Annotated in this window: 26 protein-coding genes and 1 other annotated feature; all 26 genes read left to right on the top strand. The window is 44.9% G+C overall.

What is annotated here, in order from left to right:
* Window positions 1–4: 4 nt before the first annotated feature.
* The 26 genes from HNR63_RS09170 (at window position 5) to HNR63_RS09045 (ending at window position 25,583) form a co-directional block, all read left to right on the top strand.
* Entirely contained in the window at window positions 5–1,921 is a 1,917-nt protein-coding gene (locus HNR63_RS09170) for a stage V sporulation protein D (protein ID WP_181520503.1), read from the top strand.
* Window positions 1,922–1,990: 69 nt separating this feature from the next.
* Complete coding sequence (locus tag HNR63_RS09165; protein WP_181520502.1) at window positions 1,991–3,457, top strand: UDP-N-acetylmuramoyl-L-alanyl-D-glutamate--2,6-diaminopimelate ligase; 1,467 nt, start codon at window positions 1,991–1,993, stop codon at window positions 3,455–3,457.
* A 23-nt stretch (window positions 3,458–3,480) separates the two neighbouring features.
* Complete coding sequence (gene mraY / locus HNR63_RS09160) at window positions 3,481–4,455, top strand: phospho-N-acetylmuramoyl-pentapeptide-transferase (protein WP_085788152.1); 975 nt, start codon at window positions 3,481–3,483, stop codon at window positions 4,453–4,455.
* A complete protein-coding gene (gene murD / locus HNR63_RS09155; RefSeq protein WP_181520501.1) occupies window positions 4,455–5,789 on the top strand; it encodes a UDP-N-acetylmuramoyl-L-alanine--D-glutamate ligase in 1,335 nt (444 codons plus the stop codon). The genes mraY and murD overlap by 1 nt, the downstream gene beginning before the upstream one ends.
* 32 nt (window positions 5,790–5,821) lie before the next feature.
* Window positions 5,822–6,922, top strand: coding sequence for a stage V sporulation protein E (gene spoVE / locus HNR63_RS09150; RefSeq protein ID WP_143249209.1), 1,101 nt, complete (start codon window positions 5,822–5,824; stop codon window positions 6,920–6,922).
* A gap of 56 nt (window positions 6,923–6,978) precedes the next feature.
* On the top strand, window positions 6,979–8,070 hold the full coding sequence (gene murG, locus HNR63_RS09145) for an undecaprenyldiphospho-muramoylpentapeptide beta-N-acetylglucosaminyltransferase (protein WP_181520500.1): 1,092 nt from the start codon (window positions 6,979–6,981) through the stop codon (window positions 8,068–8,070).
* A gap of 40 nt (window positions 8,071–8,110) precedes the next feature.
* Window positions 8,111–9,019 (top strand): UDP-N-acetylmuramate dehydrogenase, encoded by a 909-nt coding sequence (gene murB / locus HNR63_RS09140; protein WP_042533800.1) that lies wholly within the window; start codon window positions 8,111–8,113, stop codon window positions 9,017–9,019.
* Window positions 9,020–9,150: 131 nt separating this feature from the next.
* Complete coding sequence (locus tag HNR63_RS09135; RefSeq protein WP_085788149.1) at window positions 9,151–9,930, top strand: cell division protein FtsQ/DivIB; 780 nt, start codon at window positions 9,151–9,153, stop codon at window positions 9,928–9,930.
* Complete coding sequence (locus HNR63_RS09130; protein ID WP_246316774.1) at window positions 9,914–10,606, top strand: DUF881 domain-containing protein; 693 nt, start codon at window positions 9,914–9,916, stop codon at window positions 10,604–10,606. The genes HNR63_RS09135 and HNR63_RS09130 overlap by 17 nt, the downstream gene beginning before the upstream one ends.
* An 11-nt stretch (window positions 10,607–10,617) precedes the next feature.
* A complete protein-coding gene (locus tag HNR63_RS09125; RefSeq protein WP_181520535.1) occupies window positions 10,618–11,334 on the top strand; it encodes a DUF881 domain-containing protein in 717 nt (238 codons plus the stop codon).
* A gap of 5 nt (window positions 11,335–11,339) precedes the next feature.
* Window positions 11,340–11,699, top strand: coding sequence for a small basic family protein (locus HNR63_RS09120; protein ID WP_021094878.1), 360 nt, complete (start codon window positions 11,340–11,342; stop codon window positions 11,697–11,699).
* 80 nt (window positions 11,700–11,779) lie between these two features.
* Complete coding sequence (ftsA, locus tag HNR63_RS09115) at window positions 11,780–13,060, top strand: cell division protein FtsA (RefSeq protein WP_181520498.1); 1,281 nt, start codon at window positions 11,780–11,782, stop codon at window positions 13,058–13,060.
* 28 nt (window positions 13,061–13,088) lie between these two features.
* On the top strand, window positions 13,089–14,210 hold the full coding sequence (ftsZ, locus tag HNR63_RS09110; protein WP_043963600.1) for a cell division protein FtsZ: 1,122 nt from the start codon (window positions 13,089–13,091) through the stop codon (window positions 14,208–14,210).
* A gap of 138 nt (window positions 14,211–14,348) precedes the next feature.
* Window positions 14,349–15,242 (top strand): sigma-E processing peptidase SpoIIGA, encoded by an 894-nt coding sequence (gene spoIIGA, locus HNR63_RS09105; RefSeq protein ID WP_085788145.1) that lies wholly within the window; start codon window positions 14,349–14,351, stop codon window positions 15,240–15,242.
* Between the two features lie 48 nt (window positions 15,243–15,290).
* The gene (gene sigE, locus HNR63_RS09100; RefSeq protein ID WP_009373545.1) at window positions 15,291–16,010 is read left to right on the top strand and encodes an RNA polymerase sporulation sigma factor SigE; all 720 of its coding nucleotides are present in this window, start codon (window positions 15,291–15,293) and stop codon (window positions 16,008–16,010) included.
* Window positions 16,011–16,075: 65 nt separating this feature from the next.
* Entirely contained in the window at window positions 16,076–16,855 is a 780-nt protein-coding gene (sigG, locus tag HNR63_RS09095) for an RNA polymerase sporulation sigma factor SigG (protein ID WP_021094882.1), read from the top strand.
* Between the two features lie 374 nt (window positions 16,856–17,229).
* On the top strand, window positions 17,230–17,472 hold the full coding sequence (locus tag HNR63_RS09090) for a YlmC/YmxH family sporulation protein (protein ID WP_021094883.1): 243 nt from the start codon (window positions 17,230–17,232) through the stop codon (window positions 17,470–17,472).
* Window positions 17,473–17,541: 69 nt separating this feature from the next.
* Window positions 17,542–18,345: a peptidoglycan editing factor PgeF gene (gene pgeF, locus HNR63_RS09085; protein ID WP_220127467.1), complete on the top strand. Its 804-nt coding sequence runs from the start codon at window positions 17,542–17,544 to the stop codon at window positions 18,343–18,345.
* Window positions 18,346–18,349: 4 nt separating this feature from the next.
* Complete coding sequence (locus HNR63_RS09080; protein WP_181520496.1) at window positions 18,350–19,033, top strand: YggS family pyridoxal phosphate-dependent enzyme; 684 nt, start codon at window positions 18,350–18,352, stop codon at window positions 19,031–19,033.
* Between the two features lies 1 nt (window position 19,034).
* Window positions 19,035–19,457 carry a cell division protein SepF gene (locus HNR63_RS09075; protein ID WP_021094886.1) on the top strand — a complete coding sequence of 141 codons (423 nt, stop codon included), beginning with the start codon at window positions 19,035–19,037 and terminating at the stop codon, window positions 19,455–19,457.
* A gap of 2 nt (window positions 19,458–19,459) precedes the next feature.
* On the top strand, window positions 19,460–19,732 hold the full coding sequence (locus HNR63_RS09070) for a YggT family protein (protein WP_181520495.1): 273 nt from the start codon (window positions 19,460–19,462) through the stop codon (window positions 19,730–19,732).
* A complete protein-coding gene (locus HNR63_RS09065) occupies window positions 19,732–20,505 on the top strand; it encodes a YlmH family RNA-binding protein (RefSeq protein ID WP_181520494.1) in 774 nt (257 codons plus the stop codon). The genes HNR63_RS09070 and HNR63_RS09065 overlap by 1 nt, the downstream gene beginning before the upstream one ends.
* A gap of 62 nt (window positions 20,506–20,567) precedes the next feature.
* Window positions 20,568–21,071, top strand: a complete 504-nt coding sequence (locus HNR63_RS09060) for a DivIVA domain-containing protein (protein WP_009373553.1) — start codon at window positions 20,568–20,570, stop codon at window positions 21,069–21,071.
* Between the two features lie 45 nt (window positions 21,072–21,116).
* Window positions 21,117–21,332, top strand: a binding site (T-box leader).
* 47 nt (window positions 21,333–21,379) lie between these two features.
* Window positions 21,380–24,133, top strand: coding sequence for an isoleucine--tRNA ligase (ileS, locus tag HNR63_RS09055; RefSeq protein WP_181520493.1), 2,754 nt, complete (start codon window positions 21,380–21,382; stop codon window positions 24,131–24,133).
* Window positions 24,134–24,205: 72 nt separating this feature from the next.
* Window positions 24,206–24,697: a signal peptidase II gene (gene lspA / locus HNR63_RS09050; protein WP_281363182.1), complete on the top strand. Its 492-nt coding sequence runs from the start codon at window positions 24,206–24,208 to the stop codon at window positions 24,695–24,697.
* A complete protein-coding gene (locus HNR63_RS09045) occupies window positions 24,672–25,583 on the top strand; it encodes an RluA family pseudouridine synthase (RefSeq protein WP_085788137.1) in 912 nt (303 codons plus the stop codon). The genes lspA and HNR63_RS09045 overlap by 26 nt, the downstream gene beginning before the upstream one ends.
* Window positions 25,584–25,690 lie beyond the last annotated feature (107 nt).

Raw genomic sequence — 25,690 nt, 5'->3', positions numbered from 1 at the left:
CTATATGCGCGCAGTGACCGTTCGCAAACGATTAACGGCCGTTTTGTTGATCGGATTTCTCATTTTTGCGATTATTGATATACGTCTCGGTTATGTGCAATTCGTTTTAGGAGATATGTTAACGGAACGAGCGAAAGATTTATGGAGCCGGAATATTCCGTTTGAGCCAGAGCGCGGAGAAATCGTCGATCGCAACGGGGTGCCTTTAGCGACAAACGTGAGCGCCCCTTCTGTGCTCGTCGTTCCAAGACAAATTGAAAACCCATCTGAAGTCGCGAATGAACTGGCACGCATATTAAATATGCCCGTCGAAAAAGCATATAAACATGTGACGAAAAAAACGTCTATTGAACGCATTCATCCAGAAGGGCGAAAAATTTCAAATGAGCAAGCAAAACAAATTCGCGATTTAGGGATGAAAGGGGTATATATCGCGGAAGACTCGAAACGTTACTATCCGTTTGGAAGCTATTTATCGCACGTGCTCGGATTTGCAGGCATTGACAACCAAGGATTAATGGGTTTAGAACTTTATTACGATAAACAGTTAAGCGGCAAACCGGGGTCGGTTCAATTTTATTCCGATGCGAAAGGAAAGCGCATGCCGGGAATGGCAGATGCATACACACCGCCTGTGGACGGTCTTGACTTAAAATTGACGATTGATACGCGCGTCCAAACGATTTTAGAACGGGAACTGACGATCGCCGAAGCGACATATCGCCCAGATGGCATTATTGCGATTGCGATGAACCCGAACAACGGAGAAATTTTAGGGATGGCAAGCCGTCCGACGTTTGATCCTGCCGACTTTCAACACGTTCCTCCTGAAATTTTTAACCGTAACTTGCCGATTTGGAGCACGTATGAACCGGGATCGACGTTTAAAATTATTACGCTTGCGGCGGCATTAGAAGAAAAAAAAGTCGATTTATTGAAAGAACATTTTTACGATCCAGGATATGTGAAAGTAGCTGGGGCGACGCTCCATTGTTGGAAGCGTGGCGGTCATGGCGACCAAACGTTTCTTGAAGTTGTGCAAAACTCGTGCAACCCCGGATTCGTTGAACTCGGTGAACGGCTTGGCAAAGAAAAACTATTTCAATATATTCGCGCGTTCGGTTTTGGTGAAAAAACAGGCATCGATTTGCAAGGAGAAGGAAAAGGCATTTTGTTTCCGCTCCATCGCGTCGGACCGGTCGAACAAGCGACGACTGCTTTCGGTCAAGGGGTAGCTGTTACACCGATTCAACAAGTCGCAGCGGTCGCAGCGGCGGTAAACGGTGGCATTTTATATCAACCGTACATCGCAAAAGAATGGCTCGATCCGGTCACGGGGGAAGTCGTACGCCGACAAACGCCGAAAGCAAAACGGAGAGTTATTTCCGAGGAAACGTCCAAGCAAATTCGCTATGCGCTTGAAAGCGTTGTGGCGCAAGGAACAGGTAAGGGGGCGTTTGTTGATGGATATCGCGTTGGCGGTAAAACAGGTACGGCACAAAAAGCGAAAGACGGTCAATATTTAAAAGATAACCATATCGTTTCCTTTATCGGATTTGCTCCGGCGGACGATCCACAAATTGTTGTATATGTCGCTGTCGATAATCCGAAAGGAACGGTGCAATTTGGGGGCGTCGTCGCTGCTCCGATTGTTGGAAATATTATGGAAGATAGTTTACGGGCGCTTGGTGTAAAACCACGTAAACAACAAATTGAAAAAGAAACGACGTGGCTCGATGTGCGCTATGTAGAAGTACCGAATTTAATCGGTTTAACAAAAAAAGATTTGCAACAACAGCTTTTTCACTTAAAATTAGATGGTAGTGGCGAAGGTGATACGGTCATTGAACAGGCGCCGAAGCCTGGAGTCAAAGTGAAAGAAGGAGCGACGATCCGGGTTTATTTTGGAACGAAACGGTAAAGCCTAGAGGAAGTATCCTCATGGCTTCTTTTTCTGTTTATATAAGAAAAAAAGAAAGGAACGATCGGCATGAAGTTACAAACGTTGCTTCAACATTTACATAACTTTACCCCACACGTAACAGAAAATCCAACGATTACATCGATTGAAATGGACTCAAGAGAAGTGAAACAAGGCTCGTTGTTTGTATGTATCAAAGGATTTACCGTAGACGGGCACGATTTTGCTGAACAAGCCGTAGCGCGCGGAGCGGTAGCGATCATTGCGGAACGACCGCTCACATTGCCTGTGCCGGTCATTTATGTGAACGATAGCCGCCGAGCATTAGCGGTGTTAGCTGATGCGTTTTACGGTCAGCCGACGCATCATCTTCATTTAATCGGCGTGACGGGAACGAACGGAAAAACGTCGACGACGCATTTCATTGAACGCATATGCCGTCATGCGGGAAAAAAAACGGGTCTCATTGGCACGATTAACATGAAAATAGGCGATGAAACGTATGATGTAAACAATACAACACCTGAATCGCTCGTCTTGCAAAAAATGTTTCGTAAAATGGTCGATGCCGATGTGGACGTCGCTGCGATGGAAGTCTCTTCACATGCGCTACATATGGGAAGGGTGCATGGTTGCGATTTTGATGTCGCTGTGTTTACGAATTTAACGCAAGATCATTTAGATTACCATCAAACGATGGACCATTATCGTTGGTCGAAAGGGTTATTGTTTGCGCAACTCGGCAACCGTTTTGACCATCAACGTCCAAAATTTGCGATATTGAATGCAGACGATGCGGCTTCTGAAGAATACAAAAAAAGTACAGCGGCTCACGTTGTTACGTACGGCATTTATCAAAAAAGCGACATCATGGCGAAAAATATTGAAATGACAACGAGCGGTACGACGTTTCAACTCGTCACACCGACCGAAACGGTACAAATAAAAACGAAACTGATCGGCATGTTTAACGTGTATAACATGTTAGCCGCTGTCGGTGCTTGTCTTGTCTCAAACATTCCGCTCGCGACGATTGTTGAAGCGATCGCTCATATGGAAGGCGTTCCGGGCCGCTTTGAAGTCGTTGATGCCGGTCAGCCGTTTACAGTTATCGTTGATTACGCCCATACGCCAGATAGTTTAGAAAATGTGTTGCAAACGATTCGACAGTTTGCGAAAAAGCGCGTATTTGTCGTCGTTGGCTGCGGTGGAGATCGCGATCGGACGAAGCGGCCATTGATGGCACAAATCGCTGTCCAATATAGCGATGTGCCGATTTTTACATCCGATAATCCGCGCTCAGAAGACCCGATGGCCATTTTAAATGATATGAAGCAAGGGGTAACAGAAGATGTCGTATGTATCGTCGATCGAAAAGAGGCGATTACATATGCGATTGAACAAGCTGAAGAAGGCGATGTCGTTTTAATTGCAGGAAAAGGGCATGAAACGTATCAAATTATTGGCAAAGACGTGTTATATTTCGATGATCGTGTCGTCGCACGCGAAGCTATTCAACGAAGAAAAGATAAATAGGAGATGAGGAAGGGGCAACGATCATGAACGAGAAGGTCATTTTGTTTACGGCAGGGCTTGCTTTTATTATTACGGTTGTATTATCGCCTATTTTCATTCCGTTTTTAAGGCGATTAAAATTTGGGCAAAGCATTCGTGAAGAAGGACCAAAATCACATCAAAAAAAATCAGGGACGCCAACGATGGGCGGATTAATGATTTTACTATCGCTTTCGATCACGACATTTGTCATGAGCGATCTATTTTTTGAACGGACAGCACAAACGTACTTATTGTTGTTTGTGACGATTAGCTACGGATTGCTCGGCTTTGTTGACGATTTCATTAAAGTCGTTATGAAGCGCAACCTTGGCTTAACGAGCAAACAAAAACTAGCAGGGCAACTACTCATTGCGCTCATCTTTTACTTTTTCTTTCAACACTATAGCATTTCAACGGTCGTTTCGATCCCAGGTACGAACGTTTCCATTGATTTAGGCGCTGCGTATATTTTACTCATTATTTTTATGCTCGTTGGCGGTTCGAATGCCGTCAATTTAACAGACGGCTTAGACGGCTTGCTTGCGGGAACAGCAGCGATCGCGTTTGGTGCATATGCTGTATTGGCGTGGAATCAAGGGCAGTACGATATCGCCATTTTTAGCGTCGCTGTCGTCGGGGCGGTGCTTGGATTTCTCGTATTTAACGCGCACCCTGCAAAAGTGTTTATGGGCGATACCGGCTCACTTGCGCTTGGTGGGGCGATCGTCACCGTTGCGATTTTAACGAAGCTTGAAATATTATTAGTTATTATCGGTGGCGTATTTGTCATCGAAACGTTATCTGTTATTATTCAAGTCATTTCGTTTAAAACGACAGGAAAACGCGTGTTTCGTATGAGCCCGCTTCATCATCATTACGAATTAATCGGCTGGTCTGAATGGCGCGTTGTTGTGACGTTTTGGGCGGTTGGCTTACTATTTGCCATCTTAGGAATTTATATTGAGGTGTGGGTATAATGTATAACGGAAAGAAAGTGTTTGTATTAGGTTTAGCAAAAAGCGGATGGGCAGCGGCAAAACGGCTTCGCGAGCTCGGCGCCGATGTCGTCGTCAACGATCGAAATGAACCGAGTGAACAACAAAGACGGGAGCTAGAAGCGCTTGGCATTCGCCTCGTATGCGGCGGGCATCCGCTTGAATTGCTTGATGAGCCGTTTGATTTCGTTGTAAAAAATCCAGGCATTCCGTACACGAACGAGCTTGTACAAAAAGCGCTTGACAAACATATCCCTGTCATTACCGAAGTGGAAATGGCTTATGAAACGTCAGAAGCACCGATTATCGGCATTACAGGTTCAAACGGAAAAACGACGACGACGACGCTCATTTTTCATATGTTGCAAGAAGCGAAACGGCGTCCGTTAATCGCTGGAAATATCGGAACGGTCGCGTGCGAAGTCGCAAAACAAGCGACAAAAGATGACGTCATCGTCATGGAATTATCTTCGTTCCAGCTTCTTGGGACGATTCGCTTTCGCCCGCACATCGCGGTGTTGTTAAACATTTTTGATGCGCATTTAGACTACCATGGGACGAAAGAAGCGTATGCGGAAGCGAAAGGAAACATTTTTAAAAACCAAACAGAAACCGACTACGCCGTCGTCAATGCCGACGATCCGATTGTGATGCAATTGGCGGAGAAAAGCCGTGCGCAAAAAGTGCCGTTTTCCGCTAAAACGCCATTATCATACGGGGCGACAGTAAAAGAAGGAGCCATTTATTTTCACGACGAGCGAATTATCGATATTCAAGATGTGGCGTTACGAGGGGCGCATAACATCGAAAATATATTAGCAGCTGTTGCGGCAACAAAACTAGCAGGTGCAGACAACGATTCGATTTGCCGCGTATTGACGACGTTTACAGGTGTACCACATCGATTGCAATTCGTTGCTGAAATCAACGGCCGAAAATTTTATAACGATTCGAAAGCGACAAACATATTAGCGACACAAAAAGCGTTAAGCGCTTTTCATGAGCCGGTCATTTTACTTGCGGGCGGCTTAGATCGCGGCAATGAATTTGATGAGCTATTGCCGTATTTAAACCATGTAAAAGCGGTCATTACGTTCGGACAGACAGCACCGAAAATTGAACGTGTTGCGCGCGAAGCAGGAATACAGCAAGTGAAACGTGTCGATAATGTGGAACAAGCAGCTTTTGCCGCATATGAATGGTCGTCACCGGGCGATGTGATTTTACTCTCCCCAGCTTGTGCAAGTTGGGATCAATATAAAACTTTCGAACAGCGTGGGGACATGTTTGTACATGCGGTGCATAAGCTTAAATAAGACGAATTTTAAGTAAATTGAGGTGTTCCGCATTGCATGGAAAAAAGTCTGCACCTGATTTTTTGTTAATGATCATCACGTTTTCGTTGTTGGCGATCGGGCTCATTATGGTGTATAGCGCAAGCGCCATTTGGGCGGACTACAAGTTTCATGATTCGTTTTTCTTTGCCAAGCGCCAGCTGTTGTTTGCAGGGGTTGGCATTGTGGCGATGTTTTTTTTCATGAACATCGACTATTGGACGTGGCGCACGTGGGCGAAAGTGTTGCTTATCGTTTGTTTCATTCTTCTCGTTCTCGTCTTAATTCCAGGCATCGGCATGGTGCGCAACGGTTCGCGAAGCTGGATTGGCGTTGGCGCGTTTTCCATTCAGCCATCTGAATTTATGAAAATGGCGATGATCGCATTTTTAGCGAAATATTTATCTGAAAATCAAAAAAAAATCGCGTCGTTTAAACAAGGGTTACTCCCATCATTGACGCTCGTTTTTCTCGCGTTTGGCATGATTATGTTGCAGCCCGATTTAGGAACAGGAACGGTGATGGTCGGCACGTGCGTCGTCATGATTTTTGTCGCTGGCGCGCGCATGAGTCATTTTGTCGTTCTCGGTTTGCTCGGATTGGCAGGGTTTGCCGGGCTCGTGTTATCTGCTCCGTATCGCATGAAGCGCATTACGTCGTTTTTAAACCCGTGGGAAGATCCGTTAGGAAGCGGTTTTCAAATCATTCAATCGCTTTATGCGATCGGACCGGGCGGGCTATTTGGGCTCGGGTTAGGACAAAGCCGACAAAAGTTTTTTTACTTACCTGAGCCGCAAACGGACTTTATTTTTGCCATTTTAGCGGAAGAACTCGGATTTATCGGCGGTTCGCTCGTTTTGCTTTTGTTTAGTTTATTGCTTTGGCGCGGCATTCGCATCGCTTTAGGAGCACCGGACTTGTACGGCAGTTTTTTAGCTGTCGGCATTATTGCGATGGTTGCGATTCAAGTGATGATTAATATCGGAGTAGTGACCGGATTAATGCCGGTGACAGGCATTACGTTGCCGTTTTTAAGCTATGGTGGATCGTCTTTGACGCTTATGCTCATGGCGATTGGCGTCTTGTTAAACATTAGCCGTTACGCGCGATATTAAAGGCTGACTTCATGGAAGTCAGCTTCTTCTGTTACTTTCGATGAGGGGGAAAAACAATGAAAATTGTAGTTAGTGGTGGCGGAACAGGCGGACATATTTATCCTGCTCTTTCATTCATTCATGAAGTAAAAAAACAACACCCAAACGTTGATGTATTATATATCGGGACGAAAAAAGGATTAGAAAGTACGATCGTTCCAAGAGAAAACATTCCGTTTTATGCGATTGACATTAGCGGATTCAAGCGTAGTTTATCTTTTGAAAACGTCAAAACAATCGCTCGCTTTATTAAAAGTGTGCGTACGTGTAAAAAACTGTTAAAACAATATAAGCCAGACGTTGTGCTCGGAACGGGGGGATATGTGTGCGGACCTGTCGTGTATGCGGCAGCTAAACTAGGTATCCCAACGATCATCCATGAACAAAATAGCATTCCGGGACTGACGAACAAATTTTTAAGCCGTTATGTTCATAAAGTGGCTATTTGCTTTGAAGAAACAAAACAATATTTTCCACATGAAAAAGTCGTGTTAACTGGAAACCCGCGCGCTTCAGAAGTCGTAGGAAAAGATGGGCGAGAGGCGAAACGATCGCTCGGGTTAGATGAGAAAAAAAAGACGGTGCTTATTGTTGGAGGCAGCCGTGGGGCGCGCCCGATAAACGAGGCGTTTTTACAAGTGCTACAACAAGTCGAACAAAAACCGTACCAATTTTTATATGTTACAGGTGACGTTCATTATGATAAAGTAATAAAGGCGGTGAACGATGTCGGCAATCCTTCAAACGTCATCATTCGTCCGTTTATTCATAATATGCCAGAAGTATTGGCCGGAGTCGATGTCATCGTCGCGCGTGCGGGCGCAACGACGCTAGCAGAAATTACAGCGCTCGGCATCCCGAGCATTTTAATCCCAAGCCCATATGTGACAAATAATCATCAAGAAAAAAATGCCCGAGCGCTTGAAAAAAAAGGAGCAGCGATCGTCCGTTTAGAAGGCGAATTGACGGGCGTGCGCTTGCTTGAGGATATCGATCGCATATTGCTAGACGAACAAACGTTGACAAAAATGAAAGAAGCGGCATTTCAATTAGGCATTCGCGATGCGGCACAACGTTTATATCGCGTCATGGTGGAGATGATTTCATAAGTTGCATACGATATAGGAAAGAGGTAGAGGAGGTAGGCCATTGGAAAAACTACGTGAAGAGCTGCTTGAAGCAAACGTTGGAACGGTGAAAGAGAACGAACGAATGGCAAATCATACAACGATGAAAATCGGCGGACCAGCTGACTTGTTTGTTGAGCCGAAAAATATAGATCGTTTAAAAAAGACGATGGAAATCGTGAAAAAATATAACGTCCGTTGGCGTGCGATCGGCCGCGGTTCGAACTTGCTCGTGCTAGACGAAGGCATTGAAGGCGTCGTCATTAAACTTGGCGAAGGATTAGACGACTTACAAATCAATGGGACAGAAGTGACGGTTGGCGGTGGCTATTCGCTTATTAAACTGGCGACAGTCATTAGTAAACAAGGATTGTCTGGACTTGAGTTTGCTGGCGGTATTCCGGGCTCGGTTGGCGGAGCGGTATATATGAATGCAGGTGCCCACGGTTCTGATATGTCGCGCATCGTCAAAAAAGCACAAATTTTATTTGAAGATGGGACGATCGAATGGTTGACGAATGAAGAAATGGAATTTTCGTATCGCACATCCGTTTTACAAACAAAGCGTAAAGGCATTTGTGTCGCAGCAACACTTGAAATGAAAAAAGGAAACCGCGACGAAATTGTCGCAGCGATGCAAAAAAATAAAGATTATCGCCGCGAAACTCAACCGTGGAACTATCCGTGCGCCGGAAGTATTTTCCGCAATCCGCTCCCTCACTACGCCGGACAGTTAATTGAAAAAGCAGGATTAAAAGGCTATACGATCGGTGGAGCGAAAATTTCAGAACAACATGCGAATTTTATTGTGAATGCGGGCGGAGCGACAGCAAAAGATGTGCTCGAGCTCATCGATTACGTGAAAAAAACTATTTACGATTTATACGGTGTTTCGTTACAAACAGAAGTTGAAATTGTTGGGCGGAAGTAATACATTTTCCCCATCCTAATTTTTTCTATATTATGCTATAATAAAGTTTGAGACAATGAACTAACGGTTGCTGACGTGCACCGTTAGTTTTCTTGTTATTTTGATTTGGTCCATCGACCGAGGTGGAGTGAATGGAAAAAGGAAAAGTTGTTGTTCTTGAAGAACGTGTACCGAAGTTGAAAGAGCAGCGAAGACAGCGCGCGAATCGCTTACTCATTGTATATATCGCTCTATTTTTTATGCTTTTGTTAGCTGTCATTTATGCCCAGTCGCCGCTTAGCAATGTCGCCGTCATTCACGTGGAAGGGAATCGGCATATCCCTTCTCAAGATGTCATTCAATTAAGCGGTGTGACGAAAAAAACAAGCTTTTGGAAAGTAAAAAAAGAGGACGTCGAACAGCGGATTCAACAACATCCAGAAGTAAAAGAAGTAAGCGTGAAAAAACGCATTCCGAATCGCATTGACATCGTGATCGTCGAACGAAAGCGCATCGCTTACATTTTGGACAAGCATTCGTTTCTGCCGATTTTAGAGAATGGAAAAGTGTTAACGGATGTCAAACGGGCGATTCCGAGCGATGCCCCCATCTTAATTGGATGGAAAGAAGGGGAGGCTATTCAAGATATGGCTGCCCAATTGGCCCATACGCCAAGTTCGATTTTAAACCTCATTTCAGAAATTCATTACACCCCAAGCCCATCTGACCGAAGACATATTACCGTCTATATGAATGATGGCATAGAAGTGAGTGCGACGATTGATCGTTTTGCGGAAAAAATCGTTCACTATCCTTCGATTGTCAGCCAGTTGCAACCGGGGATAAAAGGTGTTCTTCATCTAGAGATGAGCACATATTTCAAGCCGTACGAAGCGGATGAAGGGAATGAAAAAGATGAAAATGAACGGTAACCACGTCGTTTTATCGTTCGTTTGCTTAGTTTTAGGCTTTATGTTAGTTCTCTCCTACCAAATGGCAAAAAAAGAAACGGCTAACCGTCAACTAGAACGCCAATGGAATAAAGAGTACGAATATCGCGAGCAGTTAATTGAGCAACAAGAACAAAATCGCAAACTGCAAGCGGAACTATTTAACAAACAACAACGCGTGCGTGAAATTGAAAAAGAGCTAGCAAACGAAGAACAAGTGTATTTTAACCTCGTCGAAGATGCAGAACGATTGCGTATGTATCTCGGAAAAGTAAAGGTAAAAGGAAAAGGAGTAGAAGTGACGTTATCCGACGCGTCGTACATCCCTTCTGAAGCGAATGCGACAAACTATATTGTTCATGAGCAACACGTATTTCAAGTTGTAAACGAACTATGGATTGCAGGGGCATCGGCGGTGGCGATTAACGGGCAGCGACTATCGCATCGTTCGTACATCGTTTGTAACGGTCCGGTCATTGAAATTGATGGGACACAGCATCCCGCTCCGTTTGTCATTCAAGCGATCGGCGATCCGAACGTGCTCATTCCAGCGTTAACGATTGCCGGTGGCGTCAAAGATCAATTGACGAGCGATCATATTGTTGTGGATATTGTAGAAAAGTCACAAGTGACGATGGAACCGATTATGCAAAAATAAAAGGAGGGGCGCTGTTGACGCGAAAAACGATATGGCATTTTACGTTTGTTTCGCTTATTATCGGCTTTATGTTAGCGGTCCAATTTCAGACGAGCCAAGAGCCTGATGTGCGCGATACGCGTGACATATGGGAAATACGACGAGATTTACAAAAAGAACAAGAGTTACATAAACAGCTGTTAAATGAAATTCGAAAATATGAAGAGACGTTAGAAAAATATGAACAGCAACGTTCAGAAAATAAAGGGGCTATTTTGCGCCAAACGGTAGAGGAGTTGAAAAAAGAAGCGGGACTGACAGAAGTTGTCGGTGAAGGGGTCGTGCTTTATATTGAGCAAATGTATGACGAATCATACGTCGGTCCGGTTAGCGATACGATATCCGCAGATTTACTGCGCCGGCTAATTAACGAATTAAATATGTACGGAGCTGAACATATATCGATTGCCGATCAACGCCTTGTTAACACAACGGTCATTCGCGACATTAACGGTGTGACGAAAGTTGATTCGTATCCGCTTCGTTCCTTTCCAATTGAAATAAAAGTGATTACCCCTGATGCTGAAAAAATGTACAACCGACTAAAAGCATCAACTATTGCCGATGATTTTGCGCTTGAAAATTTGCTCCTTACCGTTTCAGAGCCGCAACAACGGGTCGTCATCTCTCCATACGATGGCACAGTGCGTGTGAAACGAATGGAAGCGGTCGAAGAGGCTAGGAGGTGAAAAGGATGTGGCTTCCATTGCTCGGTTTACTGCTCGGCATACTGCTCGGATTGTTGACGGATTGGCGCATTCCGAGCGAATATTCGAGCTACTTATCGATCGCTGTGCTGGCGGCGTTCGATACGCTCATTGGCGGCATTCGTGCCCATTTACAAAATATTTACGATGAGCACGTATTTGTATCTGGATTTTTTTTTAATATTATTTTAGCAACAAGTTTAGCTTTTCTCGGTGTTCATCTTGGTGTAGACTTGTATTTAGCAGCTGTATTTGCGTTCGGTGTGCGCCTGTTTCAAAACATCGCTGTCATCCGCCGAATTTTGCTGACGAAATGGTTAGAAAACCGCCAAAAAAATCGCTTATAAAAAAGGGAATGCTGTTCGAATGTGGAATATAGTGTTGATATACATAGCAACGTTCATTTTGTAAAGGAGGTGCCACCAGAATGAACAGCAACGATTTTTATGTTAGTCTTGACATCGGTACATCTAGTGTAAAAGTGATCATTGGCGAAATGATCAATGATCAGTTAAACATTATCGGTGTCGGCAATGTGAAATCGCAAGGGCTGAAAAAAGGCTCTATTATTGATATAGATGAAACAGTACAATCAATTAAACGAGCGGTTGAACAAGCAGAACGGATGGTTGGCGTAACGATTAAAGGCGCGATTGTCGGAGTGAACGGCAATCATATTCAACTTCAGCCGTGCAACGGGATTGTTGCTGTATCAAGCGAAAATAAAGAAATTACAAATGAAGATGTGACGCGCGTCATTGAAGCGGCACAAGTCGTTTCCATTCCCCCAGAGCGCGAAATTATCGATGTCATTCCGAAACAGTTTATCGTCGATGGGCTTGACGGAATTAACGATCCGCGCGGCATGCTAGGCGTTCGCTTAGAAATGGAAGGCACGATGATTACCGCATCAAAAACGGCTTTACATAACGTGCTTCGTTGCGTAGAACGAGCGGGATTACAAGTGCTTGACGTATGTCTTCAACCGCTGGCAGCAGCGTCGATTGCGCTATCGAAAGATGAGAAAAATTTAGGTGTTGCGCTCGTTGATATCGGTGGCGGTTCGACGACAGTTGCCGTATTTGAACAAGGATTTTTACAGGCGACGACCGTGCTTCCGATCGGTGGCGAACATATTACAAAAGACTTATCGATCGGCATGCGCACGTCGACAGAAGATGCAGAACGCATTAAACTAAAACATGGACATGCGTTTTACGATCTCGCTTCTGATGAAGAAGTATTCAGCGTTCCGATTATCGGCACCGATCAACATCAACAATTTACTCAATTAGAAATTGCCGATATGATTGAGGCACGGGTAGAAGAAATTTTACAAATGGTACAAGCAGAAATTCGGAGACGCGGATTTCGCGACTTGCCTGGCGGATATGTGCTGACTGGTGGCACAGCAAATATGCCGGGCGTATTAGAACTTGCGGAAGCGATATTTAACCATACCGTTCGCGTGGCGATGCCAGATTATATTGGCGTGCGCGATCCGCAATATACAAACGGTGTCGGTTTAATTCAATTCTCTTATAAAAATGCGAAGTTGCAAGGAAGAGACGTCCCTGTTCTTTCTTCCGGAGCGGCAAACGATTTCCAAGTGGAAAAAAAGGTGCATAAAGCGCCAGCGAAACCGAAACAAAAAGAAGAACATTTAGGACAGAAAGTAAAGAAATTTTTCGGATACTTTTTTGAATGACAATTTGAATGGCTAGGAGGATTATGTCATGTTGGAGTTTGACACGACTGTTGATCAGTTAGCGACAATTAAAGTAATCGGTGTCGGCGGCGGCGGAAACAACGCTGTCAACCGCATGATTGAACATGGAGTACAAGGTGTTGAATTTATTGCGGTCAATACAGATGCCCAAGCGTTAAACTTATCCAAAGCGCCAACGAAACTGCAAATTGGAGCGAAATTGACGCGCGGATTAGGTGCGGGGGCAAATCCAGAAGTAGGAAAAAAAGCGGCAGAAGAAAGTAAAGAACAAATTGAAGAAGCGCTCAAAGGGGCCGATATGGTATTCGTTACAGCCGGCATGGGCGGAGGAACAGGAACAGGGGCAGCTCCAGTCATCGCTCAAATTGCGCGCGATTTAGGTGCGCTCACAGTCGGCGTCGTTACGCGGCCGTTTACGTTCGAAGGAAGAAAACGTGCGATGCAGGCGGCAAGCGGTATAGCAGCGATGAAAGAAGCGGTCGATACGCTCATCGTCATTCCGAACGATCGTTTATTAGAAATTGTTGATAAAAATACGCCGATGTTAGAAGCGTTCCGTGAAGCAGACAACGTGCTTCGTCAAGGCGTACAAGGCATCTCCGACTTAATTGCTGTGCCGGGATTAATTAACTTAGACTTCGCTGATGTGAAAACAATTATGTCAAATAAAGGTTCCGCTCTGATGGGAATCGGTGTCGCAACAGGGGAAAATCGCGCGGCAGAAGCTGCGAAAAAGGCGATTTCAAGCCCGCTATTAGAAACGTCGATCGACGGTGCGCAAGGGGTGTTAATGAACATTACGGGCGGCACGAATTTAAGCTTGTACGAAGTGCAAGAAGCAGCCGACATCGTCGCATCCGCTGCCGACCAAGATGTCAATATGATTTTCGGTTCTGTCATTAACGAAAACTTAAAAGACGAAATTATCGTTACTGTCATTGCGACAGGATTTAACGAAGAAGTTAACCAAGCAAAAGCAACGCGACAAGCCGTTGTCAAACCAACAGTTGGCGTCAAGCGCGAGAAAAAAGAAGAGCCAGTTGTCGACTATCCGCCAACGCGCGGTCAACAAGTAGAAGATCCGCTCGACATCCCGGCCTTTTTGCGCAACCGCAATCGTCGCCGTTAAAAAAACGCTCACGACTCGTGGGCGTTTTTTTTGTTCATCATTTGACAAAATCTCTAAAGAAATGACGTCATCGTTTGACACACTTTTCTATTGGAAGTGCTATATACTAGTTTCAAGATGTTTCAAGATAAGGAGGGGATGCCGCTGATTTATGCCGATGTCGTATGGTTATTAAATTTTTGTTTCGATGCGATGTTGCTATGGCTTGCAGCGATCATGCTGAAGCGTCGCGTGCGCTTATGGCGCCTTATGCTTTCTGCGTTGTTCGGTTCGCTGCTCGTCTTGCTCGTATTCACTCCTTTTGCTTATATGACGTCTCATTTCGTAACGAAACTCGTCATCTCTTTTGTCATCGTTTGGATTTGTTTCGGTTTCCATCGGTTTCGTTTTTTTATCGAAAATGTACTCGCTTTTTACTTTGCAACGTTTATGCTTGGCGGAGGGATGGTCGCCTTTCACTTTTTGCTAGAAAGTGAAATGACGCCTTATTCATCCGGATGGCTCACACATTCGACTTCTATTAGTTGGTTGTTTGTTATCATCATGTTTCCAATTTTATGGCTACTATCAAAAGTGCAAATGGGAACGATTCGCGAAAAAAAGTTGCGGTTTGAACATGTCATTCATGTGCGTGTGACATGTGTTGGACAAACGGTATCGTTAAAAGGATTAGTCGATAGCGGAAATCAATTGCGTGACCCGTTAACAAATACACCGGTCATGATCGTCGAATTGCAACCGTTCGCACACATCTTCCCTCCAGCTGTTTTACAAATGATTCAAAAACGGACGTACACAGATGACATCCCGAGCGAATGGGTGAGCCGAATACGTTTCGTCCCGTATCGTGCCGTTGGCGTCGAGCAACAGCTACTCGTAGCGATCAAGCCAGACGAAGTGCAATGGTCGGACGGAAAACAATGGACATCTGTCAAAAAAGCTCTCATTGGCTTTTCTCCGTCATCGCTGTCAGCGGACGGTGAGTACAACTGCATCGTTCATCCGCATATCGTGATGTCGCAAGCTTCGTAATTATTATGATTATACGGCCGATCGTGCTGAAATAGAAGGAGGTTTTTTATGAAGTTATTCAAATTACGTCTCACATATGTATGGTACAAACTATTAAAAAAATTAGGGCTGAAAGCGGACGAAATTTATTACATCGGTGGAAGTGAAGCGTTGCCGCCGCCGCTTACAAAAGAGGAAGAAGAAATGTTGCTTCAAAAACTTCCTTCTGGAGATGAAACCGCGCGCTCGCTACTTATTGAACGAAACCTTCGTCTCGTCGTTTACATTGCACGAAAGTTTGAAAATACCGGCATTAACATTGAAGATTTAATTAGCATCGGTACGATCGGATTAATTAAAGCGGTCAATACGTTTAATCCGGAGAAAAAAATTAAACTCGCTACATATGCGTCGCGCTGTATTGAAAATGAAATTTTAATGTATTTACGGCGCAACAATAAAGTGCGCTCCGAAGTGTCATTTGACGAACCGTTAAACATTGACTGGGACGGCAACGAATTGTTGTTGTCGGACGTGTTAGGGACAGAAGATGACGTCATTACGAAAGATTTAGAAGCAAATATTGATCGCAATTTACTATTTCGCGCACTCGATCAATTAAGCGACAGAGAAAAACAAATTATGGAACTTCGCTTCGGTTTAACTGGAGGAGAAGAAAAAACGCAAAAAGATGTCGCGGACTTATTAGGCATTTCCCAGTCATACATTTCCCGTTTAGAAAAGCGAATTATTAAACGATTGCGAAAAGAGTTTAACAAAATGATGTAATGCATATTTTTCCCTTCGAAGGAGATACTGAAAGCTGACAGCATCTCCTGCAAGGAGGGAAAGACATGGCAAGAAACAAAGTTGAAATTTGCGGCGTTGATACATCGAAACTTCCCGTACTGAAAAATGAAGAAATGCGTGAATTATTCCGGCAAATGCAAGCCGGTGACATATCGGCACGCGAAAAATTAATTAATGGGAATTTGCGGCTCGTATTAAGCGTCATTCAGCGATTTAACAATCGTGGTGAATATGTCGACGATTTGTTTCAAGTAGGCTGTATCGGACTTATGAAATCAATTGATAACTTTGATTTAAGCCAAAACGTGAAGTTTTCCACGTATGCCGTGCCGATGATTATCGGTGAAATTCGCCGATATTTACGCGACAATAATCCGATTCGCGTGTCCCGCTCACTGCGCGACATTGCGTATAAAGCGCTTCAAGTGCGCGAAAAAATCATGAGCGAAACAGCAAAAGAACCGACGGCAGAAGAAATTGCGAAAATACTAGACGTGCCTCATGAAGATGTTGTATTTGCGTTAGATGCGATTCAAGATCCTGTTTCGCTTTTTGAACCGATCTACAACGACGGCGGCGATCCGATTTATGTGATGGATCAGTTAAGCGACGAGAAAAATCGCGATACAAATTGGATTGAAGAAATTGCGTTGAAAGAAGGGCTTCGCCGTTTAAACGAGCGCGAAAAAATGATTATTCGCAAACGATTTTTTCAAGGAAAAACGCAAATGGAAGTGGCTGAAGAAATCGGCATTTCCCAAGCGCAAGTATCCCGTTTAGAAAAAGCCGCCATTAAACAAATGAATAAAAACATTCAATGGTAAACGACGCCTCCACCAAAAACGGTGGGGGCTTTTCTTATAAAGATAAGAAAGTATACAATTTCTGATTTAGGGAACTGTCTAGCTTCAAGCGCCATCGGCTCGAGTCGCTCCGCCCCACACTGCGGCGGCGACACATTGAGACACTTCTGTGATGTTACCCACGCAGAACCAAGCGATCGCTTGGTTCGAGCTCTCCTCGGTGGGGCTTGTGCGCTCTTCGCGGAGCCAAGGATGGCGACATTTCGCCGTTGCCCGCAGGATGCGGGCTGCCTTTAGGCGAAATTGGGGCGCTTTACGCTTTTCTTATGTCGTGACTACAACAACTCGCTCATGCATACATATAAGTACATAAAATGAAAAAGGAGCGGAGAAACATGGTGAAAATTTCTGAATTACAACAAAAAGATGTCGTCAATGTCGCAAACGGCAAGCGGCTTGGAAATATCGGAGACATCGATATTAACTTAACGACCGGTCAAATTGAAGCCATCATTATTATCGGTACGGGAAAAGTGCTCGGTTTATTTGGACGGGCGGATGAAATGGTCATTCCGTGGCGCGATATTGTGAAAGTGGGTGCTGACGTCATTCTCGTTCGATTAGATAGCGATGAATAATTCACGTTTTCGGCAAGCTGTGATAAAATAGGAAAAAAAGTGATAAAATTGTACAAAGGATGTCGAATCATGAATGATATATTTCGCCAAGCGAGCGAATCGTTGCTTTTATTTGATCAATGGGAACATGTCGTCGTCGCCTTTACAACAAAGCGAGGGGGAGTGAGCACCGGACCGTTTGCGACGTTAAACGTCGGCATGCACGTGCAAGATGATCCAACCGTCGTGTATCACAATCGACAAAAAGTAGCGGACGAACTGAACGTTTCGCTCGATCGCTGGGCATGTGCCGACCAAGTGCATGGCGTGCATATAGAAAAAGTGACAAAAGAGCATGCGGGAAAAGGCGTGCGCACGTACGACACCGCTTTGCCGCATACAGATGGGCTGTATACGAGCGAGCGAGACATCATGTTGGCGCTTTGTTTTGCGGATTGTGTTCCGCTTTACTTTTTTGCGCCAAGTAAAAAGCTAATTGGGGCAGCACACGCCGGCTGGAAAGGAACCGTTCACAACATCGCAGGAGAAATGGTGAAGCGATGGAACGAAGAAGGGGTAGATGCGCGCGATATTCACGTTGTCATCGGTCCGTCGATCGGCCGTTGTTGTTACGTCGTCGATGATCGCGTCATTGAATTCGTTCAAAAGGCGCTAGTCAACTCGCCTCAATCTCTTTATAATGAAACAAGTAAGGGACAATATGCGCTCGATTTAAAAGAAATGAATAAACAGCTCCTGCAACAAGCAGGTGTTCCGAGCGAGCATATCGCGGTTTCATCGTATTGCACAAGCTGTGAGCAGTCATTATTTTTCTCTCACCGTCGCGACGGCGGAAAAACAGGAAGAATGATGGCGCTTATTGGCTGGAGGTGATCATATGACGGTTAAACAACGTTTACAAACGATTCAACAACATATTGCGGAAGCGTGTGAAAAAACAGGACGAAACGCATCAGACGTTCAAATTGTGGCAGTAACAAAATACGTAAGCGTCGCACGGGCAAAAGAGGCGATCGAAGCGGGCATCGTTCATTTAGGGGAAAGCCGTGCCGACGGTTTTTTACACAAATACGAAGCGATCGGAAAAGAAGCAACGTGGCATTTCATCGGCACATTGCAATCGAGAAAAGTGAAACAAATCATTGATGACGTCGATTACATTCATTCGCTTGACCGTCTGTCGTTAGCGGAAGAAATCGACAAGCGAGCGAATCGGACGATCAAATGTTTCGTGCAAGTGAATGTGTCAGGCGAACAGTCAAAACACGGATTAGCGCCAGAAGACGTATTGCCGTTTATTGAAACATTATCTGCTTTTTCACGTATTCAAGTTGTCGGGTTGATGACGATGGCGCCGTATACGGATGATGAAGCGACAATTCGCCGTTGTTTTCGGACGCTACGTGAGCTGAAAGAACGCGTGCAAGAAAAACAACTGCCGCACGCCCCTTGTACACAATTGTCAATGGGGATGTCGAACGATTATGTCATTGCGGTAGAAGAAGGAGCAACGTTTCTTCGACTCGGTACATGTCTTGTTGGTGAAGAGGAGGTGGAGTAAAATGGGATTTGTGAAAAAAATTCGCGACTTTTTTGATTTAGATGAAGAAAAATGGGAAGAAGATGAATATGAACAAGAAGAAGTCGCCCAGCAACCGAAAGTAGAACAAAAGCAAAACGTCGTCAGTTTACAAAGCGTGCAAAAATCGTCCAAGCTCGTTTTATTTGAACCGCGCGCTTATGCCGAAGTACAAGAAATTGCCGACCATTTAAAAAATCGGCGTGCCGTTGTTGTCAACGTTCATCGTGTCGATCGTGACCAAGCGCGGCGCATCGTTGACTTTTTAAGCGGAACGGTATATGCGATTGGCGGAGACATTCAACAAGTCGGATCTACGATTTTTTTATGCACGCCAGATAATGTCGATGTAAGTGGCTCGATTTCCGTTGTTTCTGACGATGAACCGACGATAAAGAGGTGGTAAATTTGTATCAAATTGCAAACTTTTTAGCAACAATCATTGAAGTATATTCGTATGCGATTATCATTTACATTTTAATGTCTTGGTTTCCGAATGCGCGCGAAACGAAAGTGGGACAGTTTTTCGCTAATATTTGCGAGCCGTATTTAGAGCCGTTTCGCCGCTTCATTCCGCCGATTGGGATGATCGACATTTCTCCGATCGTCGCCTTGCTCGTTTTACGCTTTGCGACGGCAGGTGTTTACGGATTAGTCGATATGATAAGTAGAGGGTTGTAATGGACATTTATCAACATTTTCGAAAGGAAGAGCATCATTTTATTGATCTCGTTTGCGAATGGAAGCGGCTCGTGACGGAACAATATGCTCCGAAACTCACAGATTTTTTAACTCCGCGTGAACAACAAATTGTCCGCTCGATTGTCGGCAATCACGATGAAGTGCACGTTGCTTTTTTTGGCGGTTCATCGTCGGTAGAGCGAAAGCGTGCACTACTATACCCGCCGTACTTGCAACCGAATGAAGAAGATTTTCAATTATCGTTGTTTTCCGTTCGCTACCCGAAAAAGTTTGTGACGCTCGGGCATCGCGATGTGCTCGGTGCTCTGTTGTCGCTCGGTGTAAAGCGTGAAAAGTTTGGGGATATCGTCATCGTTGAAGATGTCATTCAGTTTGTCGTCGCCAAAGAAATTGCTCCATTTATAAAAATGAACGTCACTTCGATCGGAAAAGCAAAAGTATCGTTAGAAGAACAACCGCTCTCCAAACTTCTTGATGTGAAAGAAGAATGGGAGGAAGAGACGTTGACCGTTTCTTCTTTGCGGCTGGACGCCATTTTAGCGCAATGTTTCCGCATATCGCGCCAAAAAGCACAAGCGCTTATTGAACAAAGCTTCGCGAAAGTCAATTGGAAAACGGTTGACCAAGCCCATATGGAATGCCGAGAAGGCGATTTATTGTCGCTGCGCGGGCACGGCCGTTGCCGACTACAAGCGATTGCTGGTCAAACAAAAAAAGAAAAATGGCGCATCGTTGTCGAAAAAGCAAAATAAAAGCAGGATTTTCGCAAAACATGTCGAATGACACATACGTACATAAGATGGAGGTGGGCCACATGCCGTTAACGCCGTTAGATATTCATAATAAAGAATTTAGCCGAGGCTTTCGCGGATATGATGAAGATGAAGTAAACGAGTTTTTAGATCAAGTCATTAAAGACTACGAAATGATTTTGCGTGAAAAAAAACAGCTTGAAGAAAAAGTACGAGAGCTGACAGAAAGGCTCAACTATTTTACAAATATTGAAGAAACGTTAAATAAATCGATTTTAATCGCGCAAGAAACGGCGGAAGAAGTGAAGCGAAACGCCCAAAAAGAAGCGAAGCTCATCATTAAAGAAGCGGAGAAAAACGCGGATCGCATCATTAGCGAAGCGCTTGCAAAAACGCGGAAAATTGCGATGGAAGTCGAAGAATTAAAGCGTCAAGCGAAAGTGTTCCGCAATCGTTTTAAAATGTTAATTGAAGCACAGCTTGATATGCTAAACAACGGTGACTGGGATCATTTATTAGATTATAAGCTCGATGATGAAGAAATACAAGAAATAGCAGAGTCTTGACGAGCGGCGTTGTTATTGCCTATAATATCGATTACAGTTATACAAGAAAAAACGATGAAGGGGACAGTAGTTCTTTCAACAGCTTATTCCAGCGAGTCGAGGGCGGTGGAAGCTCGGCATAAGCGAAGGAATGAAAATCACCCCGGAGTTCCGTGCCGAATGAGTAGTAGGACACGGCGCGTCATTCCCGTTACGAATGTCGAGTGGACTATGGAAACATAGTCAATAAGGGTGGTACCGCGAGACCTTCTCGTCCCTTTTGGGCATGAGAAGGTTTTTTTATTTACATAAAAGGAGGTTTTCACATCATGGATTACAAAGATACGTTACTGATGCCAAAGACTGATTTCCCGATGCGTGGCAATCTTCCGCAACGCGAACCGCAAATACAAGCAAAATGGGAAGAGATGGACATTTACCGTAAAGTGCAAGAGCGCACGAAAGATCGTCCGTTGTTTGTGCTACATGACGGACCGCCGTATGCAAACGGTGACATTCATATGGGTCATGCGCTCAATAAAATTTTAAAAGATTTCATCGTTCGCTATAAATCGATGAGCGGCTATTGTGCACCGTACGTGCCGGGGTGGGATACGCACGGATTGCCAATTGAAACAGCGCTTACGAAAAATAAAGGCATCAATCGAAAAGAAATGAGCGTTGCTGAATTTCGAAAATTATGTGAGCAATATGCATATGAGCAAATTGACCGTCAGCGCGAGCAATTTAAACGACTTGGCGTGCGCGGCGACTGGGACAATCCTTACATTACGTTAACGCCAGAATACGAGGCACAACAAATTAAAGTGTTTGGCGAGATGGCGAAAAAAGGGTTAATTTACAAAGGGTTAAAGCCAGTATATTGGTCTCCATCAAGCGAATCCGCGCTTGCGGAAGCAGAAATTGAGTATAAAGATAAACGGTCGCCGTCTATTTACGTTGCTTTTCCTGTGAAAGACGGAAAAGGTGTGCTTGATGGCGATGAACATATCGTCATTTGGACGACGACGCCATGGACGATTCCTGCGAACTTAGGCATCGCTGTTCATCCAGAGCTGCAATATAGCGTCGTTGAAGCAGACGGTCGTAAATATGTCGTCGCATCCGAGTTGCTTTCATCGGTGCAAAAAGAAATTGGTTGGGAACATGTGACAGTATTAAAAACAGTCAAAGGAAGCGAGCTTGAGTACGTCGTGGCGAAACATCCGTTTTACGACCGCGATTCGCTCGTCATTTGTGGTGAACACGTCACAACGGACGCTGGAACAGGTTGCGTCCATACGGCCCCAGGACACGGGGAAGACGACTTTATCGTCGGGCAAAAATACGGCTTAGGTGTGCTTTGTCCAGTTGACGAGCGCGGCTATATGACAGAAGAAGCTCCAGGATTTGCCGGCATGTTTTACGATGAGGCGAACAAAGCGATTACGGAAAAACTACAAGAAGTAGGCGCCCTGTTAAAACTATCGTTTATTACACACTCGTATCCGCACGATTGGCGGACGAAGCAACCGACCATTTTCCGTGCGACGGCGCAATGGTTTGCATCCATCGATAAAATTCGCGAGCAACTGTTGCAAGCGGTTGAAGAAACGAAATGGGTGCCAGCATGGGGTGAAATTCGCATCCACAACATGATTCGCGATCGCGGTGACTGGTGCATTTCGCGCCAACGCGCATGGGGTGTGCCGATCCCTGTCTTTTATGCGGAAAATGGCGAACCAATTATTACAGACGAAACGATTGAACATGTATCGAACTTATTCCGCCAATACGGTTCTAACGTTTGGTTTGAACGTGAAGCAAAAGATTTACTTCCAGAAGGGTTTACGCATCCAGGTAGCCCGAACGGACGCTTTACGAAAGAAACGGACATTATGGACGTATGGTTTGACTCCGGTTCTTCTCATCAAGCAGTGTTGGAAGAACGCGCAGATTTACAACGCCCAGCTGACCTTTATTTAGAAGGTTCCGACCAATATCGCGGTTGGTTTAACTCATCGCTTTCCACAGCGGTGGCGGTGACAGGAAAAGCGCCGTATAAAGGCGTTTTAAGCCACGGATTCGTATTAGATGGCGAAGGGCGGAAAATGAGCAAATCGCTCGGCAACGTCGTCGTGCCGGCAAAAGTGATGGAACAGCTCGGTGCGGACATTTTGCGCCTTTGGGTTGCTTCTGTCGATTATCAAGCAGACGTGCGTATTTCTGATAACATTTTAAAACAAGTTGCCGAAGTGTATCGAAAAATTCGCAATACATTCCGCTTTATGCTCGGTAACTTATTCGATTTCAACCCGGCAGAGCGCGTGGCGATAAATGAATTGCGCGAAGTCGATCGCTATATGCTCATTAAACTGAATCGTTTAATTGAAAAAGTAAAACAAGCGTACGAAACGTATGAGTTTGCGACCATTTACCATGAAGTGAACAACTTCTGTACCGTTGATTTAAGCGCGTTTTACTTCGATTTCTCGAAAGACGTGTTGTACATTGAAGCGGCAAATAGCCATGAGCGTCGCTCGATTCAAACGGTGTTGTACGAAACGCTTGTGGCGTTAACGAAACTTGTTGCGCCAATTTTACCGCATACGGCAGATGAAGTATGGTCATACATTCCGCACGTGAAAGAAGAAAGTGTGCAGCTTGTCGATATGCCAGAAGCGGTGCATATGGATGATGAAGATCGCATCGTTAAAAAATGGGATGCGTTTATGGAGTTGCGCGACGAAGTGTTAAAAGCGTTAGAAGTGGCGCGCAATGAAAAACTCATCGGTAAGTCGCTCACTGCGCACGTCATTTTATATCCAACAGACGAAACGAAAGCGCTCATCGATTCGATTGAAGAAGATATGAAACAGCTATTAATCGTCTCCGCGTTTTCGATCGGTGGAACGTTTGCGGACGCACCGAGCGAGGCGCAAACATTTACAAAAACAGCAATCGTCGTCAAACAAGCAGAAGGAAAAACGTGCGCGCGTTGCTGGGTCGTGACACCGACGGTCGGCGAAGATGCCAACCACCCAGAGCTATGTCCACGTTGTGCGGCAATTGTCAAGCAATAACCGACATCCCCCCTCTCTTTTAAGGGGGGATTGTTTATGATAAAATGAAAAAGAATTTTGCTTTGGAGGGGTATGATGCTATATTATTTGCTTGCTTTTGTCGTCATTGTCATCGATCAATGGACGAAATGGCTCGTCGTTCGCTATATGGAATTAGGGGAAAGCATTCCGATCATCGAAAACGTGTTATATATGACGTCTCATCGCAATCGCGGGGCGGCATGGGGCATGTTGCAAGGACAATTTTGGTTATTTTACTTGATTACGATTGTCGTCGTCATTGGGATTATCGTATATATTCAGCGTTTGCAGCCGACGGAGCGGCTATTTGGCGTTGCTCTTGGGCTTATGCTTGGCGGAGCGATCGGTAACTTTATTGATCGCGTGTTTCGAAAAGAAGTCGTCGATTTTGTACATACGTATATTTTCGATTACAGCTTTCCGATTTTTAACGTCGCCGATGCCGCATTAACGGTTGGCGTGGCGCTTTTGTTTATCCAAACATGGATGGAAGAAAAAAAACGAAAGGGAATGAGCGATGGAGCAAATTCAACTAACGATTGAAGAACAACATGACGGGGAACGCATTGATAAAATTATCGCTGGATTAAATGAACAATGGTCGCGTTCCCAAGTGCAACAATGGCTAAAAGAAGGACACGTGCTCGTCAACGGAAAAGCAGTAAAACCGAACTACAAATGCCATGTCGATGATGAAGTCGTCATTTCCATTCCAAATCCCGAGCCGTTAGATGTCGAGCCTGAGCCGATTCCGCTCGACATTTATTACGAAGATGCTGATGTATTAGTCGTCAATAAGCCGCGCGGCATGGTCGTTCATCCAGCGCCCGGTCATATGCGCGGAACGCTCGTCAATGCGTTGCTTGCTCATTGTCAAGATCTTTCAGGGATTAACGGCGTATTGCGCCCGGGCATCGTTCATCGCATCGATAAAGATACGTCCGGCTTATTAATGGTCGCTAAAAACGATCTCGCGCACGAATCGCTCGTCAATCAGCTTGTTAATAAAACGGTGACGCGGAAATATCATGCGATCGTTCATGGCGTCATCCCTCACGATTACGGAACGATTGATGCGCCCATTGGACGCGACCCGCGCGACCGACAAAGCATGGCCGTCGTTGAAAACGGGAAAGAAGCGGTGACGCATTTTCGCGTCCTCGAACGGTTTGAACATTATACGTACGTCGAATGTCAACTCGAAACAGGGCGAACGCATCAAATTCGCGTTCATATGAAATATATCGGCTATCCGCTTGCTGGAGATCCGAAATACGGTCCGCGCAAAACGTTGCCGATTGACGGACAAGCGCTTCATGCTGGCGTATTAGGGTTTCATCACCCACGCACAGGCGAATATTTGCAGTTTGAAGCGCCGCTTCCTCATGAATTTGAACGATTGCTCGATATGTTGCGAAATAATCGTTGACAAAACAAAAAAAGAAACGTACAATGAGTTCAAGTGAACAAGACCTTTAAATTCAGTCCCGTGAGGCTGAGAAGGTGTCGGATTTAGGTGACGTATGCCTACATGTA

Source organism: Anoxybacillus ayderensis (assembly GCF_013761015.1).
In the GTDB taxonomy this organism is placed as follows: domain Bacteria; phylum Bacillota; class Bacilli; order Bacillales; family Anoxybacillaceae; genus Anoxybacillus; species Anoxybacillus ayderensis.
The sequence above is the reverse complement of the archived record's forward strand: the minus strand, read 5'-3'. Positions and strand labels throughout refer to the sequence as shown.